Below are 26,229 nucleotides of genomic sequence, written 5' to 3'. Positions count from 1 at the left end.
CGATCAAGGTTCGGCACCGGAAAAATGGTCCGGAAAGATCGCCGATGCCCCGTCCATATCGCCCGTATCCCGGTATGTCAGCGGCTCTGCGTTCGGCTGCAGCAAGGCGCCGTTGAGAACCCGCCCTAGCGCCAGCACATGATCCCCAGCCGGAAATTCTCCGGCCAGATCGCATTCGAACCAGGCCAGGGCCTCTGTCAAAAGCGGCACACCGCCGCGCCCCTTTCGCCAACCCACGGACGCCAGCTTGTCGATGCTGGCAGGAGCGCCGAAATGTCTTGCCACGTCCATCTGCTCCCGGCTCAGCACATTGATCGAAAACGCCCCGCCCTGCCTAAGCAATTCGTAAGACGAATGATGGGGATTGATGCTCAGCGCCAACAGCAACGGGTCGAAAGATACCGGCATCACCCATGCCGCAGTAAACGCATTGCGCCGGTCGCCGGCGGCGACGCCGATGACGTAGACGCCGCTGGTGATTCGTCTGAACAAGTCGGCTATGGCTTGACTCATTATCGTCCTCCGGGTCGGCAAAAGCGTTCATTGCGGCTCTATAATACTGCCATCCCCCTAGCTTCAGACCACCGCAGTATGAGCAAGCTCACTCATTTCAACGAATCAGGCGCAGCCCATATGGTCGACGTCGGGGACAAACAATCCACTCAGCGGGTGGCGATTGCCGAGGGGTATATCGAGATGCGCCCCGAAACCTTGGAGTTGATCATGCAAGGCGGCCACAAGAAAGGCGATGTTCTGGGGATTGCCCGCATCGCCGGCATCATGGCCAGCAAGAAGACCTCGGAGCTGATTCCGCTCTGTCATCCCATCGCGATCACGAATGTGGACGTAGTCCTGGAACCGGAGCCGAAAAGCCAACGGCTACGCTGCGAAGTCACGGTCAAGACCGTCGGGCAAACCGGGGTCGAAATGGAGGCGCTCACCGCCGTGCAGGTGGCTCTTCTCACCATTTATGACATGTGCAAGGCGGTGGATCGTGGAATGACCATACAGTCGGTTCGCCTGCTCGAGAAGGCAGGCGGAAAATCCGGGCACTGGCAGCGGGAAGGAGCCAAGGCGTAAGCCTCCGACTTATCCTTCGGAAATGCCGGGAACGGCTACCGCCCGTTCGGCCGAGCTCAGGAATGCCGGGCTTGCCTTTCGAGCAATAAAAAACTGTAGCTCAAGCCGCTGTCGGGGTCCTCATTCACATCCACACGTTCAAGTTCGCGCCATTCCTTACACTCGATTTCGGGAAAAAAGGTATCGCCTGCAAACTCGCCGTAGACGAGCGTGAGATAAAGCCGATCGGCCTTCGGCAATAATTCCTCGTACAAGGTCGCCCCGCCAATGACCATAGCTTCGTCGGCGTCAGCCTCATTTAGCGCGTCTTCCAGGGAATGTACGACGACACAGCCAGGGGCGGCATACTGCCGTTCGGAAGTCAGGACGATATTCTTCCGGCCCGGTAGCGGCCGGCCGATGGATTCGTGAGTTTTGCGGCCCATGATCAAAGGCTTCCCCATGGTGATCTGTTTAAAGCGCTTAAGATCCGCCGATAAATGCCAGGGCATGCGGTTATCCACGCCGATCACCCGATTCTCGCCCATGGCGACGATAAGTGAAATCTTCATAAGTCTTGTTAGCTTTTTTCCACTTCATTGAATAAGGGCATCGGTTCCTTCCCTCGCAACTGTTTGAGCGTCGGATAATCCACATACCCTTTCGCGCCGCCGCCGTAGTAGGTCGATTCATCCGGCCGGTTCAGCTCGGCAGTTTGTCGGAACCGCTCCGGCAGATCGGGATTGGCGAGAAACAAGCGTCCAAACGCCACCAGGTCGGCCCGCTTTTCCGCTAGGCACGCCATGGCCTTGGCATGGTCGAATCCGCCGCAAACGATTAGGGTACCTCGGTAATTATCGCGTATCAGCTTCATGATCGCCCGTCCCCGCGGATCGTATGCTTTGGTGGCGATATCGCGGGCGATCTCGGGCTCAACAATGTGCAGGTAGGCAAGATTAAACCGGTTTAATTGTTCGGCGATATAGCCGAAAAGCTCTTCCGGGTGGTCGTCGCCCATGTCGTTGAACGTGCCGAGCGGCGACAAGCGGATGCCGACGCGCTGCGCGCCCCAAGTCTTACACACGGCATCCACCACTTCCATCAGCAATCGGACACGGTTTTCCACCGGGCCGCCGTACTCGTCGGTGCGGCGATTGGAACTCGTGTTAAGAAATTGGTCCAACAAATAGCCGTTAGCGGCGTGGATTTCTACGCCGTCGAAACCTGCCTTGAGGGCGTTGCTTGCGCCCTGCGTGTACTGCTTCACGATATAGGGCATTTCATCGGTTGCCAGCGCTCGGGGAATTACGAAGGGTACCATTTCGCCTTCGCCTCGCTCGTTGGCGATAAAGGCCATACCCGAAGCTGGAATCGCCGACGGAGCGACGGGAAGTTGCCCGTCCGGCTGCAGCGCGGGGTGCGAAATTCGGCCCACATGCCATAGTTGCATAAAAATAAGGCCATTGGCTCTATGAACCGCGTCGGTAACCGAACGCCAGCCGATCACTTGGTCGAGCGTGTGAATGCCGGGTGTCCAAGCGTACCCTTGGGCTTGCTGCGACACCTGCGTGGCCTCCGAAATGATGAGCCCGGCGGATGCGCGCTGCGCGTAATAGAGTGCGTTTAGAGCGGTAGGAATATTACCCGGCTGGCCGGCTCGCGAACGCGTCAAGGGCGCCATCACCATGCGGTTTTTCAAGGTGTAAGGCCCTAGCGTATACGGTTCGAAGAGTAGGTTGCTCATGGTTCATCCTTATTTTAGCTATGGTGTGAAAGATGAATATAAGGACCGATGGCCCAAGAATACGGGCGCCTTTCCGATCAGGACCAGTATTGGTTCTGCACACCGTAACGCTTCGGCACGCAGCACTAAACGTTATCGGACTCGATAATCGCACATACCTCGATCGATCTTGGGCGCGCACAACCGGGCCACAGGGTTTTTCTGACAAAAGACTTGCGTTAGCATTGGCATCAATTGGATACAACTTTCCTGGATCAAACTTATGTGTTACGGGCAAAAAAAGGATGTAGCATTCGGCTTTACCGATCAGCATCTCTCTCCAGGAGGGCACCTCTGCTACATCTACACCGATGAAGAAGAGCATTGCCGCACGATGGGACAATTCGTCGAGAGCGGCCTGGCATCCGGAGAAAAAGTCGCCTATTTGGCCGATGCTCCATCCGGCGACGAGCTTGAGCGCTATCTCTCCAGCTTAGGGGTCAATTTACCCGAGGATCTCCTGCCGGGCCAACTCGTCGTAAGTGAAGCGGAGACGACATACTGCCCCGACGGGGCTTTTCTCCCTGAGCGGATGATTGAGACTTGGCATTCGATGTACCGCCAAAGTATCAATGAAGGCTTTTCGGGAGTACGCGTTACAGGTGAGACCGGCTGGACTTGCAACGCTCATCCAGGAATGGAACGGTGGTTCGAATACGAATCCATGCTTAATGTCATCGTAAACGATGTTCCTTTCAGCAGCATCATTTGTCAGTACGATGCTAACCGATTGGGCGGTGCCAATTTGTACGAGGTTTTAAGGGTGCATCCCCTGATGATTGTTCGTGGGCAAATTCTGCACAACCCGTATTACGAAGCGCCCGAGCAGTACCTGTCCCGGCTCCGAGCCTCGGCATGACCGGCATCGTCAGCGTGCGGTCGTTTTATCGCCCGCACGTTACCGACCTCTCGCTCCTACGTGAAGTCGGATGGCTTCCACTATCCACCTGAGGGTGGAGACATATCATGACAAATCTCGGAACGGCCGCCTTTCAGCCTCAGCCTCACATATTGGGGAAATTGCTGATCGTACAACAAACTCTCGGGATTCTGGCGGCCAAGGAAGAGCAGGCCGCATTCCTTTGCCGTGCATTACGGGACATTCCCGGAATCGTGGACGTCCATTTCTGCTTTCTTGGAGCGTTCGTACCCGAGCGCTCGGCATCTACCGTCCCTAATGCTTGCGATTACTGCGCGAACGCCACGCCTTCCCTTGTGCTTAATCGCTGCGGCGCGGTTCGCGATACCAAGGCCGAATGTATCCCATTGCGCGCGGCCACAAAGCTACACGGCTTCCTGATCCTTGCGATTGGGAACTCGCAGGCGTTCGCGCCGTATGCTCCATATATCGTCAACACCGCAAATTTCGTGGCGACCTTGCTGGAAAAGCGTGAGACCAAGGAACGGCTTGAGCAAGTGCTCGATGACCTGGAGAATCAAGTTGCAGCGCGCACTGCCGATCTGGTGGAAAAAAATGCTCGCCTGGAAGCGGAGATCGCACGGCGGGAGTCGGCCGAGGCAGCTCTGCAAGAAGCCTACGAACAGTTGGAACGACGGGTCGAGGAGCGTACCGCAGCCCTAAAATCCAGTGAGGAACGGCTTCAGAGCATTATCACCACCGCCGTTGATGGCATCATCACTACGGACAGCGCAGGTAAAATCGAGCTTTTCAATGCCGCTGCCGAGCGGCTATTCGGTTATACGGTTGCCGAAGTTGTTGGGCAAAACATCCGAAAGCTGATGCCGTCTCCCGAGCGCGAGCGCCATGACGGTTTCATGGAACGCTATCTCGCTACGGGCCAGAAAACCATAATCTGCATGCGCCGTGACGTCGAGGTCGTGCATAAGAACGGCACCATTTTTTCCGCCGAACTTACGGTCAGTGAAATGCAGATCGACGGATACAGGAAGTTCACGGGAATCATACGGGATGTTACCGAACGTAAGTGGGCCGAAACGGCACTGCGGGAGAGTGAAGCGCGGTTCCGTGCCATGGCCGAAACGGTGCCGGATATCCTGTTTACCAGCAACCCAGAAGGCTGTATCGACTATATCAGTCCGCGATTCTATGAATACACGGGCTCACCGCCGGACTCCATTGGCGCCGACTGGGCGAAAGCCGTTTATTCCGAAGATTACGAGCGGACAAGACTCCGCTGGCGGCATTCGGTAGAAACGGGCGAGCCATTCGAAACCAGATATCGTCTTCGCTCGGCCGAGGGGTCTTACCGATGGTTTCAAGTTCGCGCCCGCCCCATTTGTGACGGGAACAATTGCATCACCAAATGGTTTGGCACGGGCTCCGATATCGATGAACTGGTCCGGGTACAAGATGCACTGGAGGAAGCGGACCGGCGCAAGAACGAATTCCTGGCCATGCTTTCCCACGAACTGCGCAACCCCTTGGCACCCATCCGCAATGCGGTTCAGGTAATGGGGCTGCTGAATCTGAGCGATCCTCGGCTGCAGTGGGTTAAGGATATGATCGATCGCCAAGTCCAACATTTGGTTCATTTGGTCGATGATCTCTTGGATGTATCCCGCATTACCCGTGGCAAAATCACACTAAAAAACGAACCTGTCGAACTGTCCATGCTCATCGAGCGGTCGGTCGAGGCTAGCGCGGCCATTATCGAGGCCCACCATCATCAGCTGCTGATCTCATGCCCACAAGAACCTCTCCTGCTTACAGGGGATGTGGTCCGGCTTGTTCAGATATTTACCAACCTTTTGAATAATGCGGCCAAGTACACGCCCCACGGTGGACGCATTCAAATGACGGCGATCGCAGATACCCGGGAAGTCGTATTGTCCGTCAAGGACACCGGGATCGGCATTTCGCCGGAACTTCTCCCGCATGTATTCGATCTTTTCACCCAGGCCGAACGCTCGCTGGACCGCTCTCAGGGCGGCCTTGGGATCGGCCTGACTTTGGTGCGGAAGCTGGTTGAAATGCACGGTGGAAGGATAGAGGCCTTAAGTGCCGGCCCCGGTCAGGGGAGCGAATTCGTGGTCAGGTTGCCGTTGTCGAACAGCTCTTGGCTTAAAAACCGGCCAGAGATGACACAAGAACGGTCAGCCGAGACATGACGCTTTCTGGTCGTCATCACTCGCCTTGAGCTAGCGAACGGCGATGCCTGGTTGTTAGGGCTTTGGATGGATACACTGACCTAAAATTCCAAGGCTCTCCACCCCGGCAGGGTATTGCTCGGTACAGGCTGGAACGCGTTTAAAAGGCGCCGATTCGACTGGGCGAAAACAGCTAAACCGCCACTTCGGCCGGTATGTGGGGGTGGGGATCGTAACTTTCCAACTCGAAATCCTCGATTCGATAATCGAAGATATCGGCCGCCTTGCGCTTGATAAGTAATCTGGGAAGCGGACGCGGTTCTCGTTCGATCTGAACCTGCGCCTGCGGGATATGGTTCAAATATAAATGCACATCGCAGCCGAACCAGACGATCTCACCTGGCTCGTAACCGCAGTGATCGGCGAGCAGGTGCGTCAGTAAGGCGAGATTGGCGATGTTCCAGCCCAGCCCCAGATAGGCGTCGGCCGAACGTTGCATCAAGGCTCCCGACAATTTGTTGGTAGCCTGGCAAACGAAGAACTGATAGGTTTTGTGGCAGGGGGGCAGCGCCATCTCATCCAGTTCAGCCACATTCCACCCCTCGAAGAGCAGTCGGCGTGAAGTAGGATTGTTCTTCAACCCGTTGACTAATTCTTGTACCTGATCGATCTCTTTCCCATCGTAACCCCGCCAACGTCGCCACTGGTGCCCATACACAGGCCCCAAGTCGCCCCATTGAGCCGCAAAATCATCATCGTTAATGATTCGTTGCTCAAAATCTTCCTGGCTTATGGCTTCGCCGCTCGCGGCCCGGTATTTTTTTAACGGCCAATCGGTCCAGATGCGTACATTCTGCTCTAGTAGCTCGCGGATGTTCCGGCCGCCGGACAACATCCATAAAAGCTCCTTGAAAGCGATCTTCCAGAAGATCTGCTTGGTGGTGAATATCGGGAACCCTTCGGCAAGATTGAATCGCATCGTGTAGCCGAAGAGGGCTCGCGTCCCGACCCCGGTTCGATCAATGCGCTCGTCGCCTTCATTTATCAACTTTCGAAGTAAAGTGAGATATTGCTCTTCGGAGTGGGACATCATGATGGACGTAATAGGTGTGTAAAACCAGTCTTTGGCCGCGATACGACGCTAACGAACTTAAGACTCCTTTGTTCTCATTCGACCCGCCGCGGGGCTGCGACGATAGGCCAGAACAAGAAGCAGGATACCCAAAATAATCATGGGGAAGGTCAAGACTTGCCCCATGGTCAACCACCCGAAAGCCAGGTAGCCGATGTGCGCGTCCGGCAGCCGCACGAACTCGATCATGAAGCGGAAGATGCCGTATAGCAGCAGAAATAAACCGCTCACCGCCATTCTCGGAGGCGACCGCCGACTGAATAATTGTAGTGCGACGAAGAGGACGATGCCCTCCAGAAACGCTTCGTACAATTGGGAGGGATGGCGCGGCTCCGGGCCGGCGCCAGGGAACACCATTGCCCAAGGGACGTCAGTGGGCTTGCCCCAAAGCTCCGCGTTGATGAAATTTCCGATTCGGCCTGTGAATAGCCCGATAGGCACATACGGCGCGATGAAGTCCGTTACCTCGAAGAATGAGCTGTTCTGCCTACGCCCATAGATCCACATCGCGGCGATGGCGCCCAGCAACCCGCCGTGAAAAGCCATACCGCCTTCCCATACCCGAAACAACATTAAGGGATCTTGGATAAACGCGGAAAAGCTGTAGAACACCACGTATCCGATTCGGCCTCCGATCACCAGCCCAAGCGCCGCATAAAAAATTAGGTCTTCCACCTGAGAGGTGCTCCAAGGAAAGCCCGGCTCTTTTGCTCTTCGCCGAGCCAGCCACCACGCGCCGCCGATACCGATAACGTACATCAGCCCGTACCAGTGAATGTTCAAAGGACCGATGCTGATGGCCACGGGATCGATAGAAGGATAGGGCAACATTAGGCTGTCTCTCCGTAAATGAAGTTCGGTTAAGTGCAGTCTGAGGATTCTAAAATGAGCGATCGTGGGCGATCAGAAGACCGGGATGGGTTAAAAGTATACCCTGATCGCGAGCCGGAGGCGCCTCGGAAGATCGAGGAAGCTCATCTCAATTGTTCCACGTGGAACAATTGAGATGAGTCAGACGGCCCGCCCGCGCTATGACTTTGGTGATTTTCCGCGAGAAGGCAGGCCGCACCCTAAAAACAAAAAAGGCTCCCATTGAGGAGCCTTTTTAGAGTAACAGAAGAGCCCCCGTGTTTCCGGGAGCCAAGCCGGGTCACACGTCCAAATTTGCGACTTCCAGGGCGTTTTTCTCGATGAAATCACGCCGAGGTTCGACCTGATCGCCCATTAACGTGGAAAAGACCTCGTCGGCGCCTATCGCATCCTCGATCTTGACCTGAAGCAACCGGCGCGTGTTCGAATCTAGCGTAGTCTCCCAAAGCTGCTCCGGATTCATCTCGCCTAGGCCTTTATAACGCTGGATATGCTGACCTTTCTTCGCCTCGGTCATCATCCACTGGAAGGCTTCCTTAAAGTTCCGTACCCGCTCCCGTTTGTCGTCGCTGGCGATAAAAGCGTACTCGCCGAAAAGCCCGTCGATCTTACGACCGAACGCGGTAAGACGCTTGTAATCCCCCCCACTGAAGAAACCTGCGCCGATATCGAAGGTCTTGTGTACGCCGTGCAGCCGCTTACTGACATGAGCGCGGAACTCGTCCGAGTCACTTGAAAACTCCAGATTGATCGCAAAGCTTGCACTCCGGTCGCTAGCATTCGACCGCTCCACCAAGGCCGCGAACCACGCCTCGCACTCCGAACGGTTAGCGATAGTAGCCGCGTCCAAAACCGGGTGATCGATCAAAAGATCGAGCAGGATTTCATCGTAGCGGTGGGCGAGACGCTCGATGAGCCCCTGGACATTCAGGTACTCCCTTGCGAGCTGCTCCAAACCTTGCCCCTGTATTGGCGGCGTAGTTTCGTCGATATGCAGGCGGGTCTTTTCGAGGGCCAGTTGTAACAAGTAGTTATTGAGTTCCGTATCATCCTTCACGTATTGTTCCTGTCTGCCCTTCTTGACCTTATAGAGCGGGGGTTGCGCGATATAAATATGACCCCGTTCGATCAGTTCGGGCATCTGACGATAAAAGAAGGTCAGCAGCAGCGTCCGAATGTGGGAGCCGTCGATATCGGCATCGGTCATGATGATGATTCGATGGTAACGCAGCTTATTCGGATCATATTCCTCCCGCCCAATGCCACAGCCGAGCGCAGTGATCAAGGTGCCGACCTCCTCGGACGAGAGCATCTTGTCGAACCGGGCCCGCTCCACATTGAGGATCTTGCCTTTGAGCGGGAGTATTGCCTGTGTGCGCCGATCCCGGCCCTGCTTGGCAGAACCGCCTGCTGAGTCGCCCTCGACGATGAAAAGTTCGGACAAGGTCGGATCGCGCTCCTGACAGTCGGCCAGCTTGCCGGGCAACCCGGCAATGTCCAATGCGGTCTTCCGCCGCGTCATCTCCCTGGCTTTACGGGCCGCTTCGCGCGCGCGCGCGGCATCGATCATCTTGTTCGCGATCAATCGGGCGACCGGAGGGTTTTCTAAAAGAAACTCCTGAAACTTCTCGCCCATGGCCGATTCCACCACGGGCTTCACTTCGGACGAGACGAGCTTGTCCTTGGTCTGCGACGAGAACTTGGGGTCTGGAACCTTTACCGAGAGCACTGCAGTTAGCCCTTCGCGCGCATCATCGCCCGAGGTGGCGATTTTCTGCTTTTTCAGCAAGCTTTGATCTTCGATGTACTGATTGAGAGTACGGGTCAGCGCTGCACGGAAGCCGGCCAAATGCGTGCCCCCGTCCCGTTGGGGGATATTATTGGTGAAGCAGAAGATGTTTTCCTGGTAAGAATCGTTCCATTGCAAGGCGGCTTCGACCCCGGTTCCGTCCTTTTCCGTTTGGAAGTAGAACACTTTATCGAACAGGGGCGTCTTATTCTTGTTGAGATGCTCGACGAAGGCACGTATTCCGCCCTCGAACTCGAACACGTCGCTTTTGCCCGTTCGCTCGTCCTCCAGAGAAATCCGGACTCCGGAATTCAGGAACGACAGCTCGCGGAGCCGCTTGGCCAAGACTTCGTAATGGAACTCGATGTTAGTGAAAATGGTTGAACTGGGCTTGAAGCGGATGGCCGTACCGGTCCCATTCGCATCACCTACTTCGGCCAGCGGGGCCTGTGGCTCGCCTTCACGATACTCCTGCCGGTAACGCTTGCCGCCACGCTGGATTTCCAAAGTCAGATGCTCGGACAACGCATTCACAACGGAAACCCCGACGCCGTGGAGTCCGCCGGAAACCTTATAGGCATTGTCGTCAAATTTTCCGCCGGCATGCAGGACGGTCATGATGACCTCGGCGGCGGAGCGCCCCTCTTCCTCGTGAATATCTACGGGAATTCCACGGCCATCGTCAGTCACGGTCACCGACTCATCGCTGTGGACGATAACTCTGACCGTCTTGCAGTGGCCGGCCAAGGCTTCATCGATCGAGTTATCCACGACCTCGAATACCATATGGTGAAGGCCGGAACCGTCGTCGGTATCCCCGATGTACATACCTGGACGTTTGCGGACGGCATCAAGCCCTTTTAGAACCTTGATGGCGGAGCTGTCATAATCGTTAGCGAGTTTGGTCATGCTCATTTTTTAGTTCATGCTTTGCATTACTTGCCCATGTTCCACGTGGAACACAGCGGCGTCATCGTCAACGGCCTCTTTAATGATTTGCTCGGCGGTGGCGGTGATGAAAAACTGGGTGCGCCGCTCTCGCAAAAAACCGAGAAGCCGATTCTTATTGTCCTCGTCCAACTCGGATGCCACATCGTCAATCAGCACGCACGCGCTCACGCCGGCACTTTCTTCCATGAGCAGAGACTGAGCCAGCAAAAGCGCGTAAACCAAAAGCTTCATTTGGCCACGGGAGAGATAAGCTCTTGCCGGACGACCGTCCAGCGTAATCGAGAAGTCGGCTTTGTGAGGGCCCGATTGCGTATGCCCAAGGCGAATGTCCGCTGCGACATCCTCCTGCAACACCGCTTCCAGAGTTTTGCTCTTGTTCCACCCTGATTGCACGTGCAGATCAAATTTGAAGCCCGCGAAAAATCGCGCGGCACTTTGAAGAAAAAATGGTTTAAGTCTCTCCGCATAACGTTCGCGCGCACCATCCATTATTGTACCGTACCGCGCGACTTCGCGGTTCCATAGCTCGATTTCGCGAAGACGCTTTTCTCGCACTAGCGTATTGCGCTGACTCAATGCCTTAACATAGCGCCGCCAGCAATCAAGATATGACTCCTCGATATGAAACACGCCCCAGTCGAGAAACTGACGGCGGTGTTTCGGAGCACCTTCGAGCAAAGCGCCGCTTGCCGGCTGAATCACGAGGACCGGAAATGCACGAATCAGCTCGGCGCTGGAATGGATTGTCCTACCCGCAAGATGAATCTCCCGCTTATTGCGTGTGATATGAACTCCGCTTGGAACAACGAGGCCGGCATCGTTCCGGATCTTTCCGGTCACCATTAAACCGCTCTGACCGAACCGGATTGCCTGGTTGACCTGAGCAGTACGAAACGACCGTGCCCGCCCCAACAAATAAACCGCCTCAAGCAAGGACGTTTTCCCGCTGGCATTGGGACCGACGACGAAGTTGAGGCGCGGGGATGGCTCTATCGTAGCGGATTCGATGTTGCGTACATCAAAAGCCTCGATTTTGACCAGGCTCATGCGTAGCCTCGCTCACCCATAGCCTTAAGCACGGATCAGCCCGTAACCACGCCGTATCTGGCTGGCGAAGAATGCCCCACGCTACAGACGCATGGGCATGACGATGAATTTGAACTGGCTGTCTTCGCAATCCTCGATCAAGCAACTGGTAGCGCTCTCGGTAAACGACAATCTAACGCGCTCGGAATCCACGTTGTTGATGGCATCCAAAAGATAAGACGCATTGAACCCAACGGAAATGCCCTTGCCTTCCAGATCGACGGCAAACTTTTCCTCGGCCTCTTCGTGCTCCGGATTCTGAGCCTTGAGACACATGTCGCCGTCCTCGCTCACCTCCATGCTAATGCCCTTGTACTTTTCATTGGACAAAACGGAGACCCGCGTCAAAGCGCCTTTGAATGTGGCCTTGTCCGCCGACACCACGCGCGTCAGCTCGCGGGGCATGACGCGCTGGTAATCGGGAAACCGGCCTTCGATCAGCTTCGCGGCAAAGCTGACCGTCCCCAAATCCACGCGCAGATTGTTCGGCGCAATTTGAACGGTTACCGCATCATCCCCTTCGCCCAGCAACCGGTTCAATTCCAGAACACCTTTCCGCGGAACGATGATCTGCCTGCTTTCTCCGGCATGACCTTCCAGTTGCTGCTCGAAAAAAGCAAGACGATGGCCATCCGACGAAACCGCCCGAAGCATTTGGCCGCCCAAATCCAGCAGCAATCCATTCAGGTAATAACGAACATCCTGCTGCGCCATTGCGAAGACGGTCTTTTCAAGCGCGCGCCTCAAATAATTGCTGGGAATCGAAACTTCGACTTCCGGCGTTCCCGCATCGAATTCCGGATAGTTGCCTGCAGGCAGGGTGCTCAAATTGAAACGGCTGGACCCGCACTGGATAACGAATTTTTCCTGCCGGCAATCTATGTTTATCAAGCTTTTTTCCGGCAAGAGGCGGCAAATATCCAAGAACTTGCGAGCCGGTACGGTAACCGAACCCGAATCACCGACGTCCACGGCAACTTTGGTGACCAACTGAACTTCCAAATCGGTGCCGGTGAACTCCAAAGCGTCGTCGTCCAGCTTCAGAAGGACATTAGACAGGATGGGCAACGTCTGGCGCCGCTCGATGACGCCGACGACCTGCTGCAACGGCGTCAGCAAATTTTCCCGCGTTATGGTGAACTTCATAGTAGGGTCATGTGTTGATGCGGAACTAGTTGAGCAAAAAGAAAGATCCAGCTTCTCAAATCGCCATTACACCAAGTCTAGTTGGATAACGTGCGCATGAGGTTCGAATAGTCTTCGGCGAACTTGCTATCGCTTTCCTTCAGCTCCTGAACCTTGCGGCACGCGTGCAAAACCGTCGTATGGTCCCGCCCGCCGAACTGCTGCCCGATTTCGGGCAAACTATGATTGGTCAGCTCTTTGGCAAGTGCCATGGCGATTTGCCGAGGACGCGTCACCGAACGAGTACGCTTGTTCGCCAAGAGATCGGCCACCCGGATTTTGTAGTATTCCGCGACCGTCTTCTGGATATTTTCCACGTTGACCATGCGGTCCTGGAGCGCGATCAAATCCCGCAGCGCCTCTTTCGCGAACTCCAGCGTAATCGGCTTGCCGGTGAAATGGGCGTTGGCGATAACGCGCCGCAAAGCCCCTTCAAGCTCACGGATGTTCGAGCGAATCCGCTTACCGATGAAGAAAGCCACTTCCGGCGACAAATCGGCGCCGGCGTGATGCGCTTTACTCATGAGGATGGCCACACGGGTTTCCAGATCCGGCGGCTCGACGGCTACCGGAAGCCCCCACCCGAAACGCGACTTTAACCGTTCCTCGAGCCCCTTGATTTCCTTGGGGTAGCGATCGCAGGTCAGGACGACCTGATGCTTGTTTTCCAGGAGGCTGTTGAACGTATGAAAGAACTCCTCCTGGGAGCGTTCCTTGCCGGCGAAAAACTGTATATCGTCGATCAACAAGGCGTCGACCGTACGGTAATACTCTTTGAACGCCCCGATCGCGTTATGCTGCAACGCCTTCACCATATCCGAAACAAACCGCTCGGAATGAAGATAAACGATGTTTGCCGACGAATTCGCCCGGAGAATTTCGTTACCGATGGCGTGCATCAGGTGGGTTTTGCCGAGACCTACGCCGCCGTAAATAAAAAGCGGGTTGTAGGCTCGCCCCACATTCTGCGCCACCTGGATGGACGCCGCCTTGGCCAGCTGGTTGGATTTGCCCTCGACGAAATTGTCGAACGTGAAAGCCGTGTTCAGGTTGTTGGGAAGCCCTTTCTTGCCGCTGGATGGCCTCTTGATCGCCGGCGCGACGGGAGACGCTTCCTGCTGCTTTCGAGTACCGATTTCCAGAACGACGTGGGGTGGCGGCTGGATCTTCTGGTCAGATAGAACTTCTTCGATCTTGCCGATAAAATGCTGCTTGACCCAATCGAGCACGAATCGGTTGGGGGCTAAGAGTTTCAGTTCCGAACCATTTTCGACCGCTTGCAAGGGCCTGATCCAGGTATTGAACTGCTGCGGAGGCAACTCGCCTTCGAGCTTGCTCATGCACTGGCTCCAAAGCGCGCTCATTGTGTGGCTTCCTTATCGTGCTCGACGAATAGAACATAAGGCATAGGCGATAAATGCGTGAGCGCTTTAACGGAATCCTTTATCATACCTCAAGAGCAGACTTATCCACAGCATTGACAGAGTATCGCCTGTGAATTAGCATGCGGAGCTTTGTATTTTCTTTGCGGAATTCAACAGGTACACCATGAAAAGAACCTACCAGCCCAGCAAGATAAAGCGCGTCCGTACCCACGGCTTTCGCGCGCGTATGAAAACCCGTGGCGGACGTTCGATTTTGAATGCGCGCCGCGCCAAAGGCCGCAAACAACTTACCGTCTGACGTTTGGAGTCGCCTAGCTACGGCTTCCCCCGAACACGCCGCTTAAGCACCGCCGCCGACTTCCAGCGCGTTTTCGAGCAGCCCTGCAAGTCCGCTGACTATTACTTAACCGTGCTCGCGCGAACCAACGGTGAGACTTATCCGCGCCTCGGGTTAGCTATTGCCAGACGACAAATCCGTAACGCCTCCGATCGCAACCGCGTCAAGCGCCTCATCCGCGAAAGTTTTCGCCTACAGCAGCAAGCGCTCGGCGGACTCGATTTTGTGGTAATGGCGCGTAGCGCCGCAATTCAGGCAGACCATGAAACAATCCGAAGCTCATTGCACAAGCACTGGGAAAACCTGGTGAGGCGATGCAAGCCGTCCTGGTCTTCCTCATCAAATTCTATCAGTACCTGATTAGTCCTTGGGTGGGGCAGCATTGCCGTTTCCATCCGACATGCTCCAGCTATGCCTTAACCGCTATCCAGCGGTTTGGATCTCTGCGGGGCTCCTATCTTGCCGCGAGGCGACTGCTGAGATGCCACCCGTGGCACGAAGGCGGTGTTGATCCCGTCCCAGAACAATTCGGAAAATAAGAATGGATAATTTAAGGTTCGTTCTCTTCGTCCTCTTCATATTTCTCAGCTTCATGCTGTGGCAGCAATGGCAAGTGGATTATGGGCCTAAGCCCGAGCCCGTAGCGCAGTCCGGAGCTGGTCCGTCGACTCCGGCGGGCGATGTACCCGAGTCTGCTCGAGGCGTCGACGACGTCGCCAAAAAGGCTGAGCCGTCCGCTGCGGGCGCCGAGCATCAGCGCGTCAGCGTCGCCACGGACGTCATACATGCAGAGATCGACATCGAGGGCGGTGATCTGCGCATCCTCGATCTTCTCGGTTATCCCCAAAGCAAGGACCAGCCCGACCAGCCGGTCCGACTGCTCAACGATGAAGACAACTTTTTCATTGCACAAAGCGGCTTTTTGGGAGACGAGGCCCGCTCGCCCACCCATCACAGCACTTGGCAATCCGAAGCCGATACATACACGCTGGCGGAAGGCCAAGACACCCTTCGCGTGCCTTTCACGTGGACCAACGGTCAGGGGATCAAGATCACCAAAACCCTGGTCTTTACTAAAGGCAGCTATCTGATCGGGCTGGAGCAACAAGTGCTCAACCAGTCCGAAACCGAATGGAAGGGACGTCAGTACGTTCAGCTGCAGCGTAAGAATCCCGAAGACAAGGACAAGGATGCTTTCGTCCGGACGTACACCGGCGGTGTCTTGTACACCCCGGAAGAAAAATACGAAAAGATCACCTTCGAGGACATGGCGGATTCGAATCTGAACCGGAAAGCCAAAGAAGGCTGGATCGCCATGATCCAGCATTACTTCCTGGCGGCCTGGATTCCACCGGCCAGCGAAGAGCATAGCTATTACACCAAGGCTCTTTCCGAGGATCATTTCGTCATCGGAGCCTACTCGCCCGCGCTCGATGTCAAAGCCGGCGAGGAAAAAGTCTTCAAGGCCAACTTGTTTGCCGGCCCCAAACTCCAGCGGGTGTTGGAGCAAACGGCCCCCGGCCTGGACCTGACGGTGGACTACGGCGGGCTTACCATCGTCGCCAAGCCCATTTTTTGGCTGCTGGAACAGTTCCATAAAATTTTCAACAATTGGGGATGGGCAATCATCTTTGTCACCATCACTCTTAAGGCCCTATTCTACAAGCTGTCGCAAGCCAGCTACCGCTCCATGGCCAGAATGCGGAAGCTTCAGCCCAAGCTTCAGCAGTTGAAGGAGCGTCATGCCGACGACAAGCAGAAGTTCAACGCGGCGATGATGGAGCTGTACCGGAAGGAAAAAGTTAACCCTCTGGGTGGCTGTTTGCCGATCCTGGTCCAGATCCCTGTGTTCATCGCCCTGTACTGGGTTCTGATCGAAAGCGTGGAAATGCGTCAGGCGCCGTTCGTTCTTTGGCTGAATGACCTGTCCTCCAAGGATCCCTACTTCATCCTTCCGCTGATCATGGGCGTCTCCATGTTCATTCAGCAGAAGCTGAATCCGCCGCCGGCCGATCCGGTACAGGCCAAGGTGATGCAGTACTTCCCGGTCATATTCACCGGCTTCTTCGCCTTTTTCCCGTCCGGACTGGTGCTCTACTGGGTGGTCAACAATATCCTGTCCATCCTCCAGCAGTGGCACATAACCCGGCAGATCGAAAGGGCCGCCCCCGCCTAGCGCGGTCGCAATGCAGAGGGGTTTGCGGTGAACCCCTCTGCATACTTTCTTGTCCTACCGCTCGCAATAGCCAAAATCAGGGCTCCCGCCCGAAACCATCGGCTCGTCCCGAATCCATCCGATGAACACGCTATCCCGCGACACCATCGCCGCCATCGCCACCCCCCCCGGTAGGGGCGGCATTGGCGTAGTCCGTATCTCCGGCAATGCCGTACCCTCTGTAATACAAGCGGTATTGCAAAAGGACCTTGAACCGCGCTACGCCCACTACAGTCATTTCTACGGCCACGACGGTTCCGTTCTCGATACCGGTCTGGCCTTGTACTTTCCTTCGCCCCATTCCTTTACGGGCGAAGATGTCCTCGAGCTGCACGCGCACGGCGGCCCGGTCGTGCTCGATTTGCTGCTGCGCCGCGTCTTGACGTTGGGCGTCCGGCTGGCGCGTCCGGGAGAATTCAGCGAGCGGGCGTTCCTCAACGACAAGATCGATCTTGCTCAAGCGGAAGCCATCGCCGATTTGATCGAGAGCACTACCGAACAGGCCGCCCGATCCGCCCAACGCTCGCTTCAGGGCGAATTCTCGACCCGGATCCACCAGCTTGTCGAAGCCCTGATCGAACTGCGGCTGTATGTGGAAGCCTCCATCGACTTCGCCGACGAAGACATCGACTTTCTCTCCGAAGGCCATATTGCGGAAAAACTCGCGGAACTCATGACGGCGCTGCGGCACATCCGCCATTCCGCCCGGCAAGGCTGTTTACTCCGCGAGGGCATGACCGTCGTCATCGCCGGTCGCCCCAATGCCGGGAAATCCAGCCTCCTCAACCAACTGGCCGGACGCGAAGCCGCCATCGTCACCGAAATTGCCGGCACCACGCGCGACACCTTGCGCGAACATATCCAAATCGACGGAATGCCTCTGCACGTCGTGGACACCGCGGGGTTGCGCGACAGCGAGGATATCGTCGAACGCGAGGGTATACGCAGGGCTCAAGCCGAAATCCACAAGGCCGACCGCATACTGCTTTTGATCGACGACCGCACTCCGGAAGAAGGAGAAACCCTGTTCCAAACCCTGCCCGCCGACATCCCGGTCACCCGCGTCTACAACAAGATCGATCTCACCGGAAAACCCGACGGTTTCGTCGAGGGACAGGACGGCACGGCGGTGTATTTGTCGGCCAAAACCGGCGAAGGCATGGAACATCTCCGGCGGCACCTCAAAGCCGCGATGGGCTACGACAGCGAGGCGAACGATGTATTCATCGCCCGCCGGCGTCATCTCGATGCGCTAAGCCGCGCCCAGAGCCTCATAGAAAGCGCACAGACGCAACTCAAAACCCGCGCCGCGGAACTCCTCGCCGAAGATCTACGAGAAGCTCAGCATGCGCTATCGGAAATCACCGGCGAATTCACCAACGAAGACCTTTTAGGCCGGATTTTCTCCAGTTTTTGTATCGGCAAGTAATTTCGCCGTCAGGGTGTCAAATGCGGCTTTGGTCGAGCGAAGCCTGAGCTTCGAGTGTCGGGCGCCGGTTTAGGGGTGAAGATCGGCCTTTTCCCGGCCGAGAAAACCAAACCGCTTAAGCCATCAAAATTGGGAGCCAAGCTCGTCTCCCGAACACTCCAAGGAATTCTGCTAGCCTAGCAGGCGAGACACTAACCCCTACACCCGAATCCGCTGACAAATACCTACGGAATACATGTCCTTGCCTACGACCAAAGCCTCCGCACTCCGCCATCGCGACTTCACCCTTTACCTGTGCGCCCGGTTTCTCGGCGCCGTCGCGGTGCAAATGCAAAGCGTCGCCGTGGGCTGGCAAGTTTATGCGCTTACCGGCGATGCGCTGGATCTCGGGCTGATAGGGCTGGCCCAGTTCGCGCCCTTCGTACCGCTGGTGCTGATCGCCGGCCAGATGGCGGATCGCTTCGACCGCCGCCGGATCATCATGCTCTGTTACGCCGTGGAAGTGCTGTGCGGCCTGTTGCTGATCGGATTCACGCTGACCGGCCTCGAGATCGTCTGGCCGGTTTTTGCCGTGATGGCGCTGTACGGGTCGGCTCGTGCGTTCATGATGCCGTCGAGCCAGGCCATCGTGATCAACCTGGTGCCCGCCGAAAGCTTCGGCAACGCCGTGGCGCTCAGTTCCTCGAGCTTTCAACTGGCGGTCATCGCAGGCCCGGCGCTCGGCGGGGTGCTTTATCTGGCGGGACCCATGACCGTTTACACGACAGTTGCGGTGCTGCTCGGCCTCTCGGTAATCCTGATGTTGCTGATGCGCCGCCTTCCCCAGAAATCCGCTGACCGCGAACCCATGAGCTGGCATACCGTGCTGGAGGGCTTGCGGTTCGTGCGCTCCCGGCCCACCGTATTCGGCGCCATTTCGCTCGATTTGTTCGCCGTTCTGTTCGGAGGCGCCACGGCATTGCTGCCGGCCTATGCCAGCGACATCCTGCACGTGGGCCCGACCGGGCTGGGCCTGCTGCGCACCGCACCGGGAGCCGGCGCCGCACTGATCGCCTTGGTCCTGGCCTTCGCTCCCATATCCCGCCACGCCGGACGCTGGATGTTCGGCGGCGTCGTCCTATTCGGAACGGCGGTCATCGCACTCGGTCTGTCGACAAGCTTCGCCGTGTCGATAGCGGCACTTTTTCTGATGGGAGCCGGCGACATGGTCAGCGTGTACATACGCCACATGCTGGTCCAGCTCGAAACCCACGATGCCATCCGTGGGCGGGTCAGCGCCGTCAACTCAGTCTTTATCGGTGCCTCGAACGAACTGGGCGAATTCGAATCCGGCCTTACGGCCGCGTGGTTCGGTTTGGTTCCTGCAATCATTCTTGGGGGAACGGCAACACTGGGCGTTGCATTATTTTGGATGTACGGCTTTCCGGACTTGCGCGCGATGGACCGCTTTCCACACCGCGCTTCCGAGGCGCCATCCTCCGGACAGCGGACCGGAACCAGGCCAAAACCACGTTCAGGCCGACGGCGACGCCGCTGAAATGCCTTTCGACGAGGCTCGATTTCATCTCGGGCGGTACGAGCTTCCATTTCTTGTGCGTTATGCTTAAAGTTCCCCGCGGACAACTCCGCCTTAGGCCCTTTTAGCACCACACCTTTCAAGCACTACAGCGATGGCATCCGTCTCTCAATCCGTTCTTAAGAGCGGGCGGCTCACTTATCCGCTGGGCTTGATCATTTTCGCGGCATCGTATTTCGTGACGGCGAAACTCAGCCTGTCGCTAGCGACCGTCCACGTCAAAATCACCCCGATCTGGCCTCCAACCGGCCTCGCCCTGGCGGTCTGTCTCGCTTTCGGCCGGCGCTGGTGGCCCGGAGTTTTTCTCGGAGCCTTGGCGGTCAATCTCACGACCGGCCCGGTATCGTTAGCCGCCCTCCCGATCGCCGCCGGCAACACGCTTGAGGCCGTCGCCGGAGCCACCTGGATTGCCCGGTTGATGCCTCCGGACCGGATTTTTTGTACGGTCCGGAATGTATTGCGGTTTATGGCTCTGGGCGTGCTGGCCGCCCCCCTCGTCAGCGCCACCACCGGCCCGCTGAGTGTGATGCTGTTCGAGCCGGGTACATCCCGCTCGATCTTCGGTCTATGGTGGACCTGGTGGCTGGGGGATGCGGGCGGTGCGCTCGTGGTGGCCCCGCTTTTTCTGGCGCTGGCCGGCCAATCGAAAATCGTACGCGTGAGCGTGGAACAGGCAGTCCACGCTGCGCTGACGGTGCTGGCGTCGCTGTATGCCTTTGGCGGGTGGCTGCACGCGGATACGGCCCATTACCCATTGGTCTTTCTCACCATCCCCATGCTGATTTGGGCCGCCTTCCGCCTCGGTTTGCTCGGCATCGCAACCACGCTGGCGCTTAACGCCGCGATCGCGACGGCAAGCACGGCCCATGGAATCGGGCCTTTCGCCCAATATTCGGCAAACGCCTCTTTTCTGCTGCTCGACGCTTTCGTCCTCATCGTCGGCGGCACCACCCATGTCATGTCAGCCCTGGTGGCCGAACAAAAAGCCAATCAGTCCATGCTGCGCAATCGCGGCGAGCTTCTGGAGCAGCGGGTCGTGGAATCGACCCGCCAGCTCGAAGCGGAGCGCGAACGTTTCAAGAGCATCCTCACGAACATGCGGGACGCCGTGTGGAGCGTTTCCCCGAACGGCGACGAGGTGCTGTTCGTCAACAAGGTTGTCGAGGACATCTACGGCTATAAGCCGGAAGAGTTCTACGCCGACCCGAATCTGTGGATAAATGCCGTCCACCCGGACGATCGTGCGCGTGTGCACGAGGGGTTCGGGAACCTTCTGAAAGGCATGAGCTTCGACGCCGTGTACCGGATCGTTCGCCGCGACGGCGAAGTACGCTGGATTCACGACATCGGCTATGCCGTCACCGATCCGACCGGACACCGCACACGCCTCGACGGCATCACCCGCGACGTGACCGCGCAAAAGCATATCGAAGCCGAGCTCCGTCTCGCGCAGGCGGCATTCGAAAACACCGCCGAGGGGATAGTCATCACCGATGCCGAGACTCGGATCATCGCGGTTAACAAGGCATTCACGGCCATTACCGGCTATTCCGAATCCGATCTGATCGGCAAAACGCCGCGCCTTTGGCAGTCGAAGCGCCACAATGCCTCTGTTTACAAAACACTGTGGGCCGCCATCAGGACAACCGGGCAATGGCAGGGCGAACTCTGGAATCGGCGCAAGAGCGGCGAAATCTTTCCGGCGCTGGAGAACGTCAGCGCGATCCGGGGCCGGAACGGCGAGATTCTGAACTACGTGGCCGCAGTCTCGGATATCAGCGGCGTCAAACAATTCGAGAAGCAGTTGTTCCAACTCGCGCACCACGATGCGCTTACCCAATTGCCCAACCGCCTGCTGTTCACGGATCGGTTGGACCATGCCTTGTCCCATGCGCATCGCGAGGGCCATCGGGTCGCCGTCTTGTTCATCGACCTCGATCGCTTCAAGAACATCAACGACAGCTTGGGCCATACCGTGGGCGATCAATTGCTGTGCGAGGTCGCATCTCGGCTGACCTCCGCCGTCCGCGAGAACGATACCGTGGCCAGGCTGGGCGGCGACGAATTCGTCATCGCCCTGGAGCATATCAACACCTCCGAAGGCGCGGCCGTGCTCGCCGAAGCACTGGTAAGCGCGCTCGCCGAACCCGTCCGGGTCGACGACCACGAGCTTTTCGTCACCCCCAGTATCGGCATCAGCATCTATCCGGACGACGCGAAAAGCACCGAGGACCTGATCGGACATGGCGACGCGGCGATGTATTACGCCAAGCGGCTGGGGCGGAATCGCTTCCAGTTCTACAGCGAATCGCTAACCCAAGAGGTTCTCGAAAAGGTGAAGCTGGAAACCCAATTGCGTCAGGCGATCAAGCGGAACGAACTCGAGGTCTACTATCAGCCCCAGGTCGATCTCTTCGAGGGCTCCGTATCGGGGACCGAGGCGCTGCTGCGCTGGCGCCATCCGGAGATCGGCCTCGTGTCCCCCACCAAGTTCATCCCGCTCGCCGAGGAAAGCGGGATCATCTGCCAAATCGGCGAATTCGTGCTTCGCGAGGCGTGCCGGCAGGCCAAGACCTGGCTCGACCAGGCGCTTCCCCTCAAGCGAGTCGCCGTCAATGTGTCCGGCCAGCAATTGCTCGACACCGATCTGGTAGGACTGGTCTCGAAAGCGCTCGCCGAAACCGGCCTCGACCCGCAATACCTGGAAATCGAGATAACCGAGACCATCGTCATGCAGCAGACGGAGAAGACTTTGAGCACTCTCCAAGGCTTGCGCGCACTCGGTGTGACTCTCGCCGTCGACGACTTCGGCACCGGCTATTCGAGTCTCGGTTATCTGAAGCAATTGCCCGTGCACCGCCTGAAGATCGACCGGTCTTTCGTCATGGATGTCCCGCACGATCATAACGACGAAGCGATCATTCGGGCGATTGCCGCGATGGCCCGCTCGCTCCACCTGGAATTGGTCGCGGAGGGCGTGGAAACGGTGGCGCAACACGCTTTTCTCGCTGCAGAAGGATGCCAGATGGGCCAGGGATATTTGTTCGGCAAGCCGGTGCCGCCCGCCGAGTTCAGCTTCGAACCTCGCCAAGCGGCCACGGAAGCGGCCGACTGGTCACCTCCCACCAGCGGAACGGGCGGCCAAGAACGGCAATAACACCCCGCAGAGCAGCACCAGCATACAGCCGGCCAAGGCTTTCTGATCGGGAATCTTCGCGAATAGCAACATGCCCCAGATCACACTCATGACCGGAGCGAGGTAGCCCACGGCACCGACCAGAGCGGCGGGAGCCATTTGATACGCCCGCGTCATGTACAACTGGGCGCCGCTGCCGGAAAGCCCCGCTAGCATCACCCAGCCCCAGGCATTTCGCGAAGACGGCCATAGGACACCCGAAAACCCGAAATAAACGAGATGGATCGCCACGGCGACCAGGCAGAAATAGAAAACGACCACCTGCGGCGGATTGCTGCGGCCGGCACGGGCGACCATCAAGTACGCCAAAGCCGCCAGAAACCCGGAGCTCAAAGCCATGAAGCGCCCGAGGAAGTCCGAAGGATCCAGCCTGGGCTGAAATAGCAGAAGAAGGCCCGCAAGCGACCCGAATATGGCCAGCCAGACGGACAGGGAATTTCGCTGCGATAAAATCGCGGGTCCGAGCAGAGCCACGAACACACCGCTGCTCGCTGTCAAAAACGCGCTTTCGCCGGGGCCGATCCGCTGAATCGCCGCGAACGAAAGAGTCAGCGAAACTGCCCCGAACAAGCCCCGCAGCCAAAGCGACGCCCGCCGGTCGCCGAATAAAGCCCAACCCTGCTTGAGCCACAGCGCCGGCATCACGAGGATGAAAAGATTTACCGCGACCCGGATAAAGCTGACCATCGGTGCGGCAACCGGAGGAATGGTCAGGGAGGCAGCGTACACACCAACGCCCATCACCGAAAACAGGAAGGCGGCAATGGCCATGTAGCCAAGTCCCCGAATATGAATCGGGTTTTGGCGCACACGTCCGCGTTCCGCACACCCAGCGGTCCGATCAGAATTGTTAGAAATCACGGGTGGATCTGTCCGACGAAGCGATCTGAGGACATTAAGAAACGTTAACGAGGGATGAAGGCGCTCGATGACTGAATATTTCAGATACCCGAAGGGATTGCAAATCAATCCGGGAAAAGTCCCTGCGGGGTGGATTTTCCCTCAGGCCGAAATCAAGCCGTTAGCCGCTTTAAGCACACATTCGCGCCACATATTATCCGTAGAAATAACCATAGGCAAAGGCATACCGGCATGCTAGAGTTCGTTCGCCTGACACGTTCCTTCCGCGGCATTTGGTAACTCCTTCCTGGATCCGGCGTCGTTCCGCTCTGTTCCCGAAGTCCTCGCCTCATACCCCAAGAAGTAACTCGCTAGGTTTGTCCTCGGCCTTGGAGGCCGGTTTTGTTGTTTAATGTTCCGACCCGAGTCGGAGCGGGAGTTATTTTCAGATGAAGAATATTTACGTAGGCAATTTATCATTCCAAACTACGGAAGAAGAGCTTCGCCAGCTGTTCGCCCAGTACGGCGAGGTTCAATCGGTGAACCTGATTACCGACCGCTTTAGCGGGCAATCCAAAGGCTTCGGCTTTGTCGTGATGGATAGCCGCGGTGGACAGGAAGCCATTGATAAGTTGAACCAGACCCAGGTTGGCGGACGCTCCATCACCGTCAACGAAGCGCGTCCCCGGGAAAACAATGGTGGCGGATCTACGCAACGCCGCGGCGGCGGCGGTGGTGGTGGCTTTGGCGGTCAGCGCCGCGGTTACTAACCGGTAACCCAAAAACATTATGCGGAGCAGGCCGTCTTAGCGTCGCCTGCTCCGCAATGCCGGCCCGAGACTGGGCCGGCTTCTGCCGACCACCAGGCAGATCCCCAGCTCCAGCCCATTGCCTTATCCGCCTGCTTATTGCCCGAATAGGCTGCTTTCCGCAGACATCTCCCTCTAACCGAACCCGGAAGGACGCTTAATCCGTCAGCGCCTCGCGTAAATATAAGGAACCGGACGCGAATGGAATGTCTTCCCGATATATCGGGCAACCCGAAACGCGGCAGACGACATGATCAGGTAACTACTGGATCAGCAAGACAATTCCCGCGGACCTCCAGCCGGACGACACTGCTTCCCGGGATATGCGGCGTGTCTTTAAATATGTGAGAGCATGAGGTCTGCCAGTGTCCTAACAACACCGGCGAGTCGGAAATTACGGGTCTGCTTCCGGCAATCGAGCCGTAGGGGAACATCCTTGTTCGCTGCCGACATCCGTTGTCGCTATAGCTCGGCCCGCTGAAGAATTCCGGATCAGAATGTCCCGACTCCCTTCGAGACACCCCGAATCCGTTCGGAACATCCTGTTCCTTGCGACATCCCTAAGTCCCTTCGCAACATCCTAATCCCTACCGGAACATCCTGTTCCAGACCCGAAGCCGGAACCTTGCGGCGCTCACGATTTCGGGTGGTTTCATTAAACCTGTATATCGGCCCGATACAAATACGTACGCCTTCGTATGTACGCAGGGGTTACACGGATTGGAGCCCAAAAAGCCCGATTTCCGCAGAAGATTTTCATCTGTTTTCTCCGATGGTGTCTTAAACCCCTACGGCCCCCATAGCCTCAAATCGTCTGCGGCTTGTTTCGGGGTCTTGCTTCAAGAGCCCGCAGTTCCTCCTCCAGGTCCTGAAGTTCCTGTTGCAGCTTCGGCAGCAAATCTCTTTTGACGGATTCCTCGGTGGCCGCCTGCGCCCTTTGTATTTCGTCCAACAACCGCGCCCATTCGTCCCTCAGCCTTTGTGCCTCCTCCGATTCCGGCACCCGCCGGATATCGGACTCGAAGCGCTCTACCTGGTCGCGAAGAATACCCAGCCCCTCGGTGAAGCTGCGTAAAATTTCCTCCAAGGGAAAAAGCGGCGCCTGTTTTATCGAACCTCGAACCGTGGCGCCGTCCGCCAAAAGCGCATCGTCCGGATCTCCCGGTAGAATCTCGACACGGCGCCGGCCCGGATTGTCGGGGTCTTCGCCCACTAAGAAGCGGGCACTCTGCGTTGCCTCCGGAACAAGCTCGGACTCGATGGCGAGCTTCGCCAGATAGCCGCTCTGTCCGGCCGCTTCGACGGCCGTAACCTCTCCCACCGGCTGGTTCCGAAGTACCACCGTATCTCCCGGCTGCAAACCGCTCAGACCGTCGAGCTGCAGTGTCAGGTTTAATTCGTCCCTTCCGCAGCCCAATAGGAGCACGATCAAAGCGACGATAAAAGTGTGCCTGATAGGCATGGCAATATCTCCCGGACGTAACAAATGATGCCCCAAGATGGTGTCAACAAAGCCCA

Annotated in this window: 22 protein-coding genes; 11 read left to right on the top strand and 11 right to left on the bottom strand. The window is 57.1% G+C overall.

The features are described 5' to 3' along the window. Window positions 1-3: 3 nt before the first annotated feature. Window positions 4-513, bottom strand: a complete 510-nt coding sequence (locus VEB01_RS14985) for a flavin reductase family protein (protein WP_324876793.1) — start codon at window positions 511-513, stop codon at window positions 4-6. A gap of 78 nt (window positions 514-591) precedes the next feature. Here VEB01_RS14985 and moaC point away from each other — a divergent pair, with 78 nt between their 5' ends. Beyond that, window positions 592-1,080: a cyclic pyranopterin monophosphate synthase MoaC gene (moaC, locus tag VEB01_RS14980; protein ID WP_324876791.1), complete on the top strand. Its 489-nt coding sequence runs from the start codon at window positions 592-594 to the stop codon at window positions 1,078-1,080. Between the two features lie 56 nt (window positions 1,081-1,136). Here the strand turns inward: moaC and VEB01_RS14975 are convergent, their stop codons facing one another. Together VEB01_RS14975 and VEB01_RS14970 are read right to left on the bottom strand one after the other, a co-directional pair. Then, window positions 1,137-1,631 carry a dihydrofolate reductase gene (locus tag VEB01_RS14975; protein WP_324876789.1) on the bottom strand — a complete coding sequence of 165 codons (495 nt, stop codon included), beginning with the start codon at window positions 1,629-1,631 and terminating at the stop codon, window positions 1,137-1,139. A gap of 8 nt (window positions 1,632-1,639) precedes the next feature. Beyond that, window positions 1,640-2,803 carry an alkene reductase gene (locus VEB01_RS14970; protein ID WP_324876787.1) on the bottom strand — a complete coding sequence of 388 codons (1,164 nt, stop codon included), beginning with the start codon at window positions 2,801-2,803 and terminating at the stop codon, window positions 1,640-1,642. A 262-nt stretch (window positions 2,804-3,065) separates the two neighbouring features. Between VEB01_RS14970 and VEB01_RS14965 the strand changes: the two genes are divergently transcribed. Further along, window positions 3,066-3,701, top strand: a complete 636-nt coding sequence (locus VEB01_RS14965; RefSeq protein WP_324876786.1) for an MEDS domain-containing protein — start codon at window positions 3,066-3,068, stop codon at window positions 3,699-3,701. A 107-nt stretch (window positions 3,702-3,808) separates the two neighbouring features. Then, entirely contained in the window at window positions 3,809-5,932 is a 2,124-nt protein-coding gene (locus tag VEB01_RS14960) for a PAS domain S-box protein (protein ID WP_324876784.1), read from the top strand. Window positions 5,933-6,104: 172 nt separating this feature from the next. Here VEB01_RS14960 and thyA read toward each other — a convergent pair whose 3' ends face one another. The 6 genes from thyA to dnaA form a co-directional block, all read right to left on the bottom strand. Then, window positions 6,105-7,001, bottom strand: a complete 897-nt coding sequence (thyA, locus tag VEB01_RS14955) for a thymidylate synthase (protein WP_324876850.1) — start codon at window positions 6,999-7,001, stop codon at window positions 6,105-6,107. Window positions 7,002-7,061: 60 nt separating this feature from the next. Beyond that, window positions 7,062-7,874, bottom strand: a complete 813-nt coding sequence (lgt, locus tag VEB01_RS14950; RefSeq protein WP_324876782.1) for a prolipoprotein diacylglyceryl transferase — start codon at window positions 7,872-7,874, stop codon at window positions 7,062-7,064. Between the two features lie 319 nt (window positions 7,875-8,193). Next, window positions 8,194-10,611, bottom strand: a complete 2,418-nt coding sequence (gyrB, locus tag VEB01_RS14945; RefSeq protein ID WP_324876780.1) for a DNA topoisomerase (ATP-hydrolyzing) subunit B — start codon at window positions 10,609-10,611, stop codon at window positions 8,194-8,196. Between the two features lie 9 nt (window positions 10,612-10,620). After that, window positions 10,621-11,700, bottom strand: a complete 1,080-nt coding sequence (gene recF, locus VEB01_RS14940; RefSeq protein WP_324876778.1) for a DNA replication/repair protein RecF — start codon at window positions 11,698-11,700, stop codon at window positions 10,621-10,623. Between the two features lie 81 nt (window positions 11,701-11,781). Further along, window positions 11,782-12,885: a DNA polymerase III subunit beta gene (gene dnaN, locus VEB01_RS14935; RefSeq protein ID WP_324876776.1), complete on the bottom strand. Its 1,104-nt coding sequence runs from the start codon at window positions 12,883-12,885 to the stop codon at window positions 11,782-11,784. A gap of 77 nt (window positions 12,886-12,962) precedes the next feature. Then, entirely contained in the window at window positions 12,963-14,288 is a 1,326-nt protein-coding gene (dnaA, locus tag VEB01_RS14930) for a chromosomal replication initiator protein DnaA (RefSeq protein WP_324876774.1), read from the bottom strand. Between the two features lie 184 nt (window positions 14,289-14,472). Between dnaA and rpmH the strand changes: the two genes are divergently transcribed. The 7 genes from rpmH (at window position 14,473) to VEB01_RS14895 (ending at window position 23,023) form a co-directional block, all read left to right on the top strand. Next, window positions 14,473-14,607 carry a 50S ribosomal protein L34 gene (rpmH, locus tag VEB01_RS14925; protein WP_324876772.1) on the top strand — a complete coding sequence of 45 codons (135 nt, stop codon included), beginning with the start codon at window positions 14,473-14,475 and terminating at the stop codon, window positions 14,605-14,607. 3 nt (window positions 14,608-14,610) lie between these two features. After that, complete coding sequence (gene rnpA, locus VEB01_RS14920; RefSeq protein WP_324876770.1) at window positions 14,611-15,006, top strand: ribonuclease P protein component; 396 nt, start codon at window positions 14,611-14,613, stop codon at window positions 15,004-15,006. Further along, complete coding sequence (yidD, locus tag VEB01_RS14915) at window positions 14,961-15,185, top strand: membrane protein insertion efficiency factor YidD (RefSeq protein ID WP_324876768.1); 225 nt, start codon at window positions 14,961-14,963, stop codon at window positions 15,183-15,185. The genes rnpA and yidD overlap by 46 nt, the downstream gene beginning before the upstream one ends. A 2-nt stretch (window positions 15,186-15,187) precedes the next feature. Continuing rightward, complete coding sequence (gene yidC, locus VEB01_RS14910) at window positions 15,188-16,822, top strand: membrane protein insertase YidC (protein ID WP_324876766.1); 1,635 nt, start codon at window positions 15,188-15,190, stop codon at window positions 16,820-16,822. Window positions 16,823-16,943: 121 nt separating this feature from the next. After that, window positions 16,944-18,290 carry a tRNA uridine-5-carboxymethylaminomethyl(34) synthesis GTPase MnmE gene (gene mnmE, locus VEB01_RS14905; protein ID WP_324876765.1) on the top strand — a complete coding sequence of 449 codons (1,347 nt, stop codon included), beginning with the start codon at window positions 16,944-16,946 and terminating at the stop codon, window positions 18,288-18,290. Window positions 18,291-18,531: 241 nt separating this feature from the next. After that, window positions 18,532-19,827, top strand: coding sequence for an MFS transporter (locus VEB01_RS14900; protein WP_324876764.1), 1,296 nt, complete (start codon window positions 18,532-18,534; stop codon window positions 19,825-19,827). Window positions 19,828-19,960: 133 nt separating this feature from the next. Further along, window positions 19,961-23,023: a bifunctional diguanylate cyclase/phosphodiesterase gene (locus tag VEB01_RS14895; protein WP_324876762.1), complete on the top strand. Its 3,063-nt coding sequence runs from the start codon at window positions 19,961-19,963 to the stop codon at window positions 23,021-23,023. On the opposite strand, the gene VEB01_RS14890 is transcribed toward VEB01_RS14895, so the two are convergent. Continuing rightward, window positions 22,982-23,872: a DMT family transporter gene (locus VEB01_RS14890; RefSeq protein ID WP_324876760.1), complete on the bottom strand. Its 891-nt coding sequence runs from the start codon at window positions 23,870-23,872 to the stop codon at window positions 22,982-22,984. The genes VEB01_RS14895 and VEB01_RS14890 overlap by 42 nt on opposite strands. A 479-nt stretch (window positions 23,873-24,351) precedes the next feature. Between VEB01_RS14890 and VEB01_RS14885 the strand changes: the two genes are divergently transcribed. Further along, window positions 24,352-24,672: an RNA recognition motif domain-containing protein gene (locus tag VEB01_RS14885; protein ID WP_324876759.1), complete on the top strand. Its 321-nt coding sequence runs from the start codon at window positions 24,352-24,354 to the stop codon at window positions 24,670-24,672. Between the two features lie 844 nt (window positions 24,673-25,516). Here VEB01_RS14885 and VEB01_RS14880 read toward each other — a convergent pair. Next, window positions 25,517-26,173: an MlaD family protein gene (locus VEB01_RS14880; protein ID WP_324876758.1), complete on the bottom strand. Its 657-nt coding sequence runs from the start codon at window positions 26,171-26,173 to the stop codon at window positions 25,517-25,519. Between the last annotated feature and the right edge of the window lie 56 nt (window positions 26,174-26,229).

This window comes from Methylocaldum sp. (assembly GCF_035627495.1).
Taxonomy (GTDB): domain Bacteria; phylum Pseudomonadota; class Gammaproteobacteria; order Methylococcales; family Methylococcaceae; genus Methylocaldum.
This window is presented reverse-complemented; position numbering and strand designations above follow the sequence as displayed.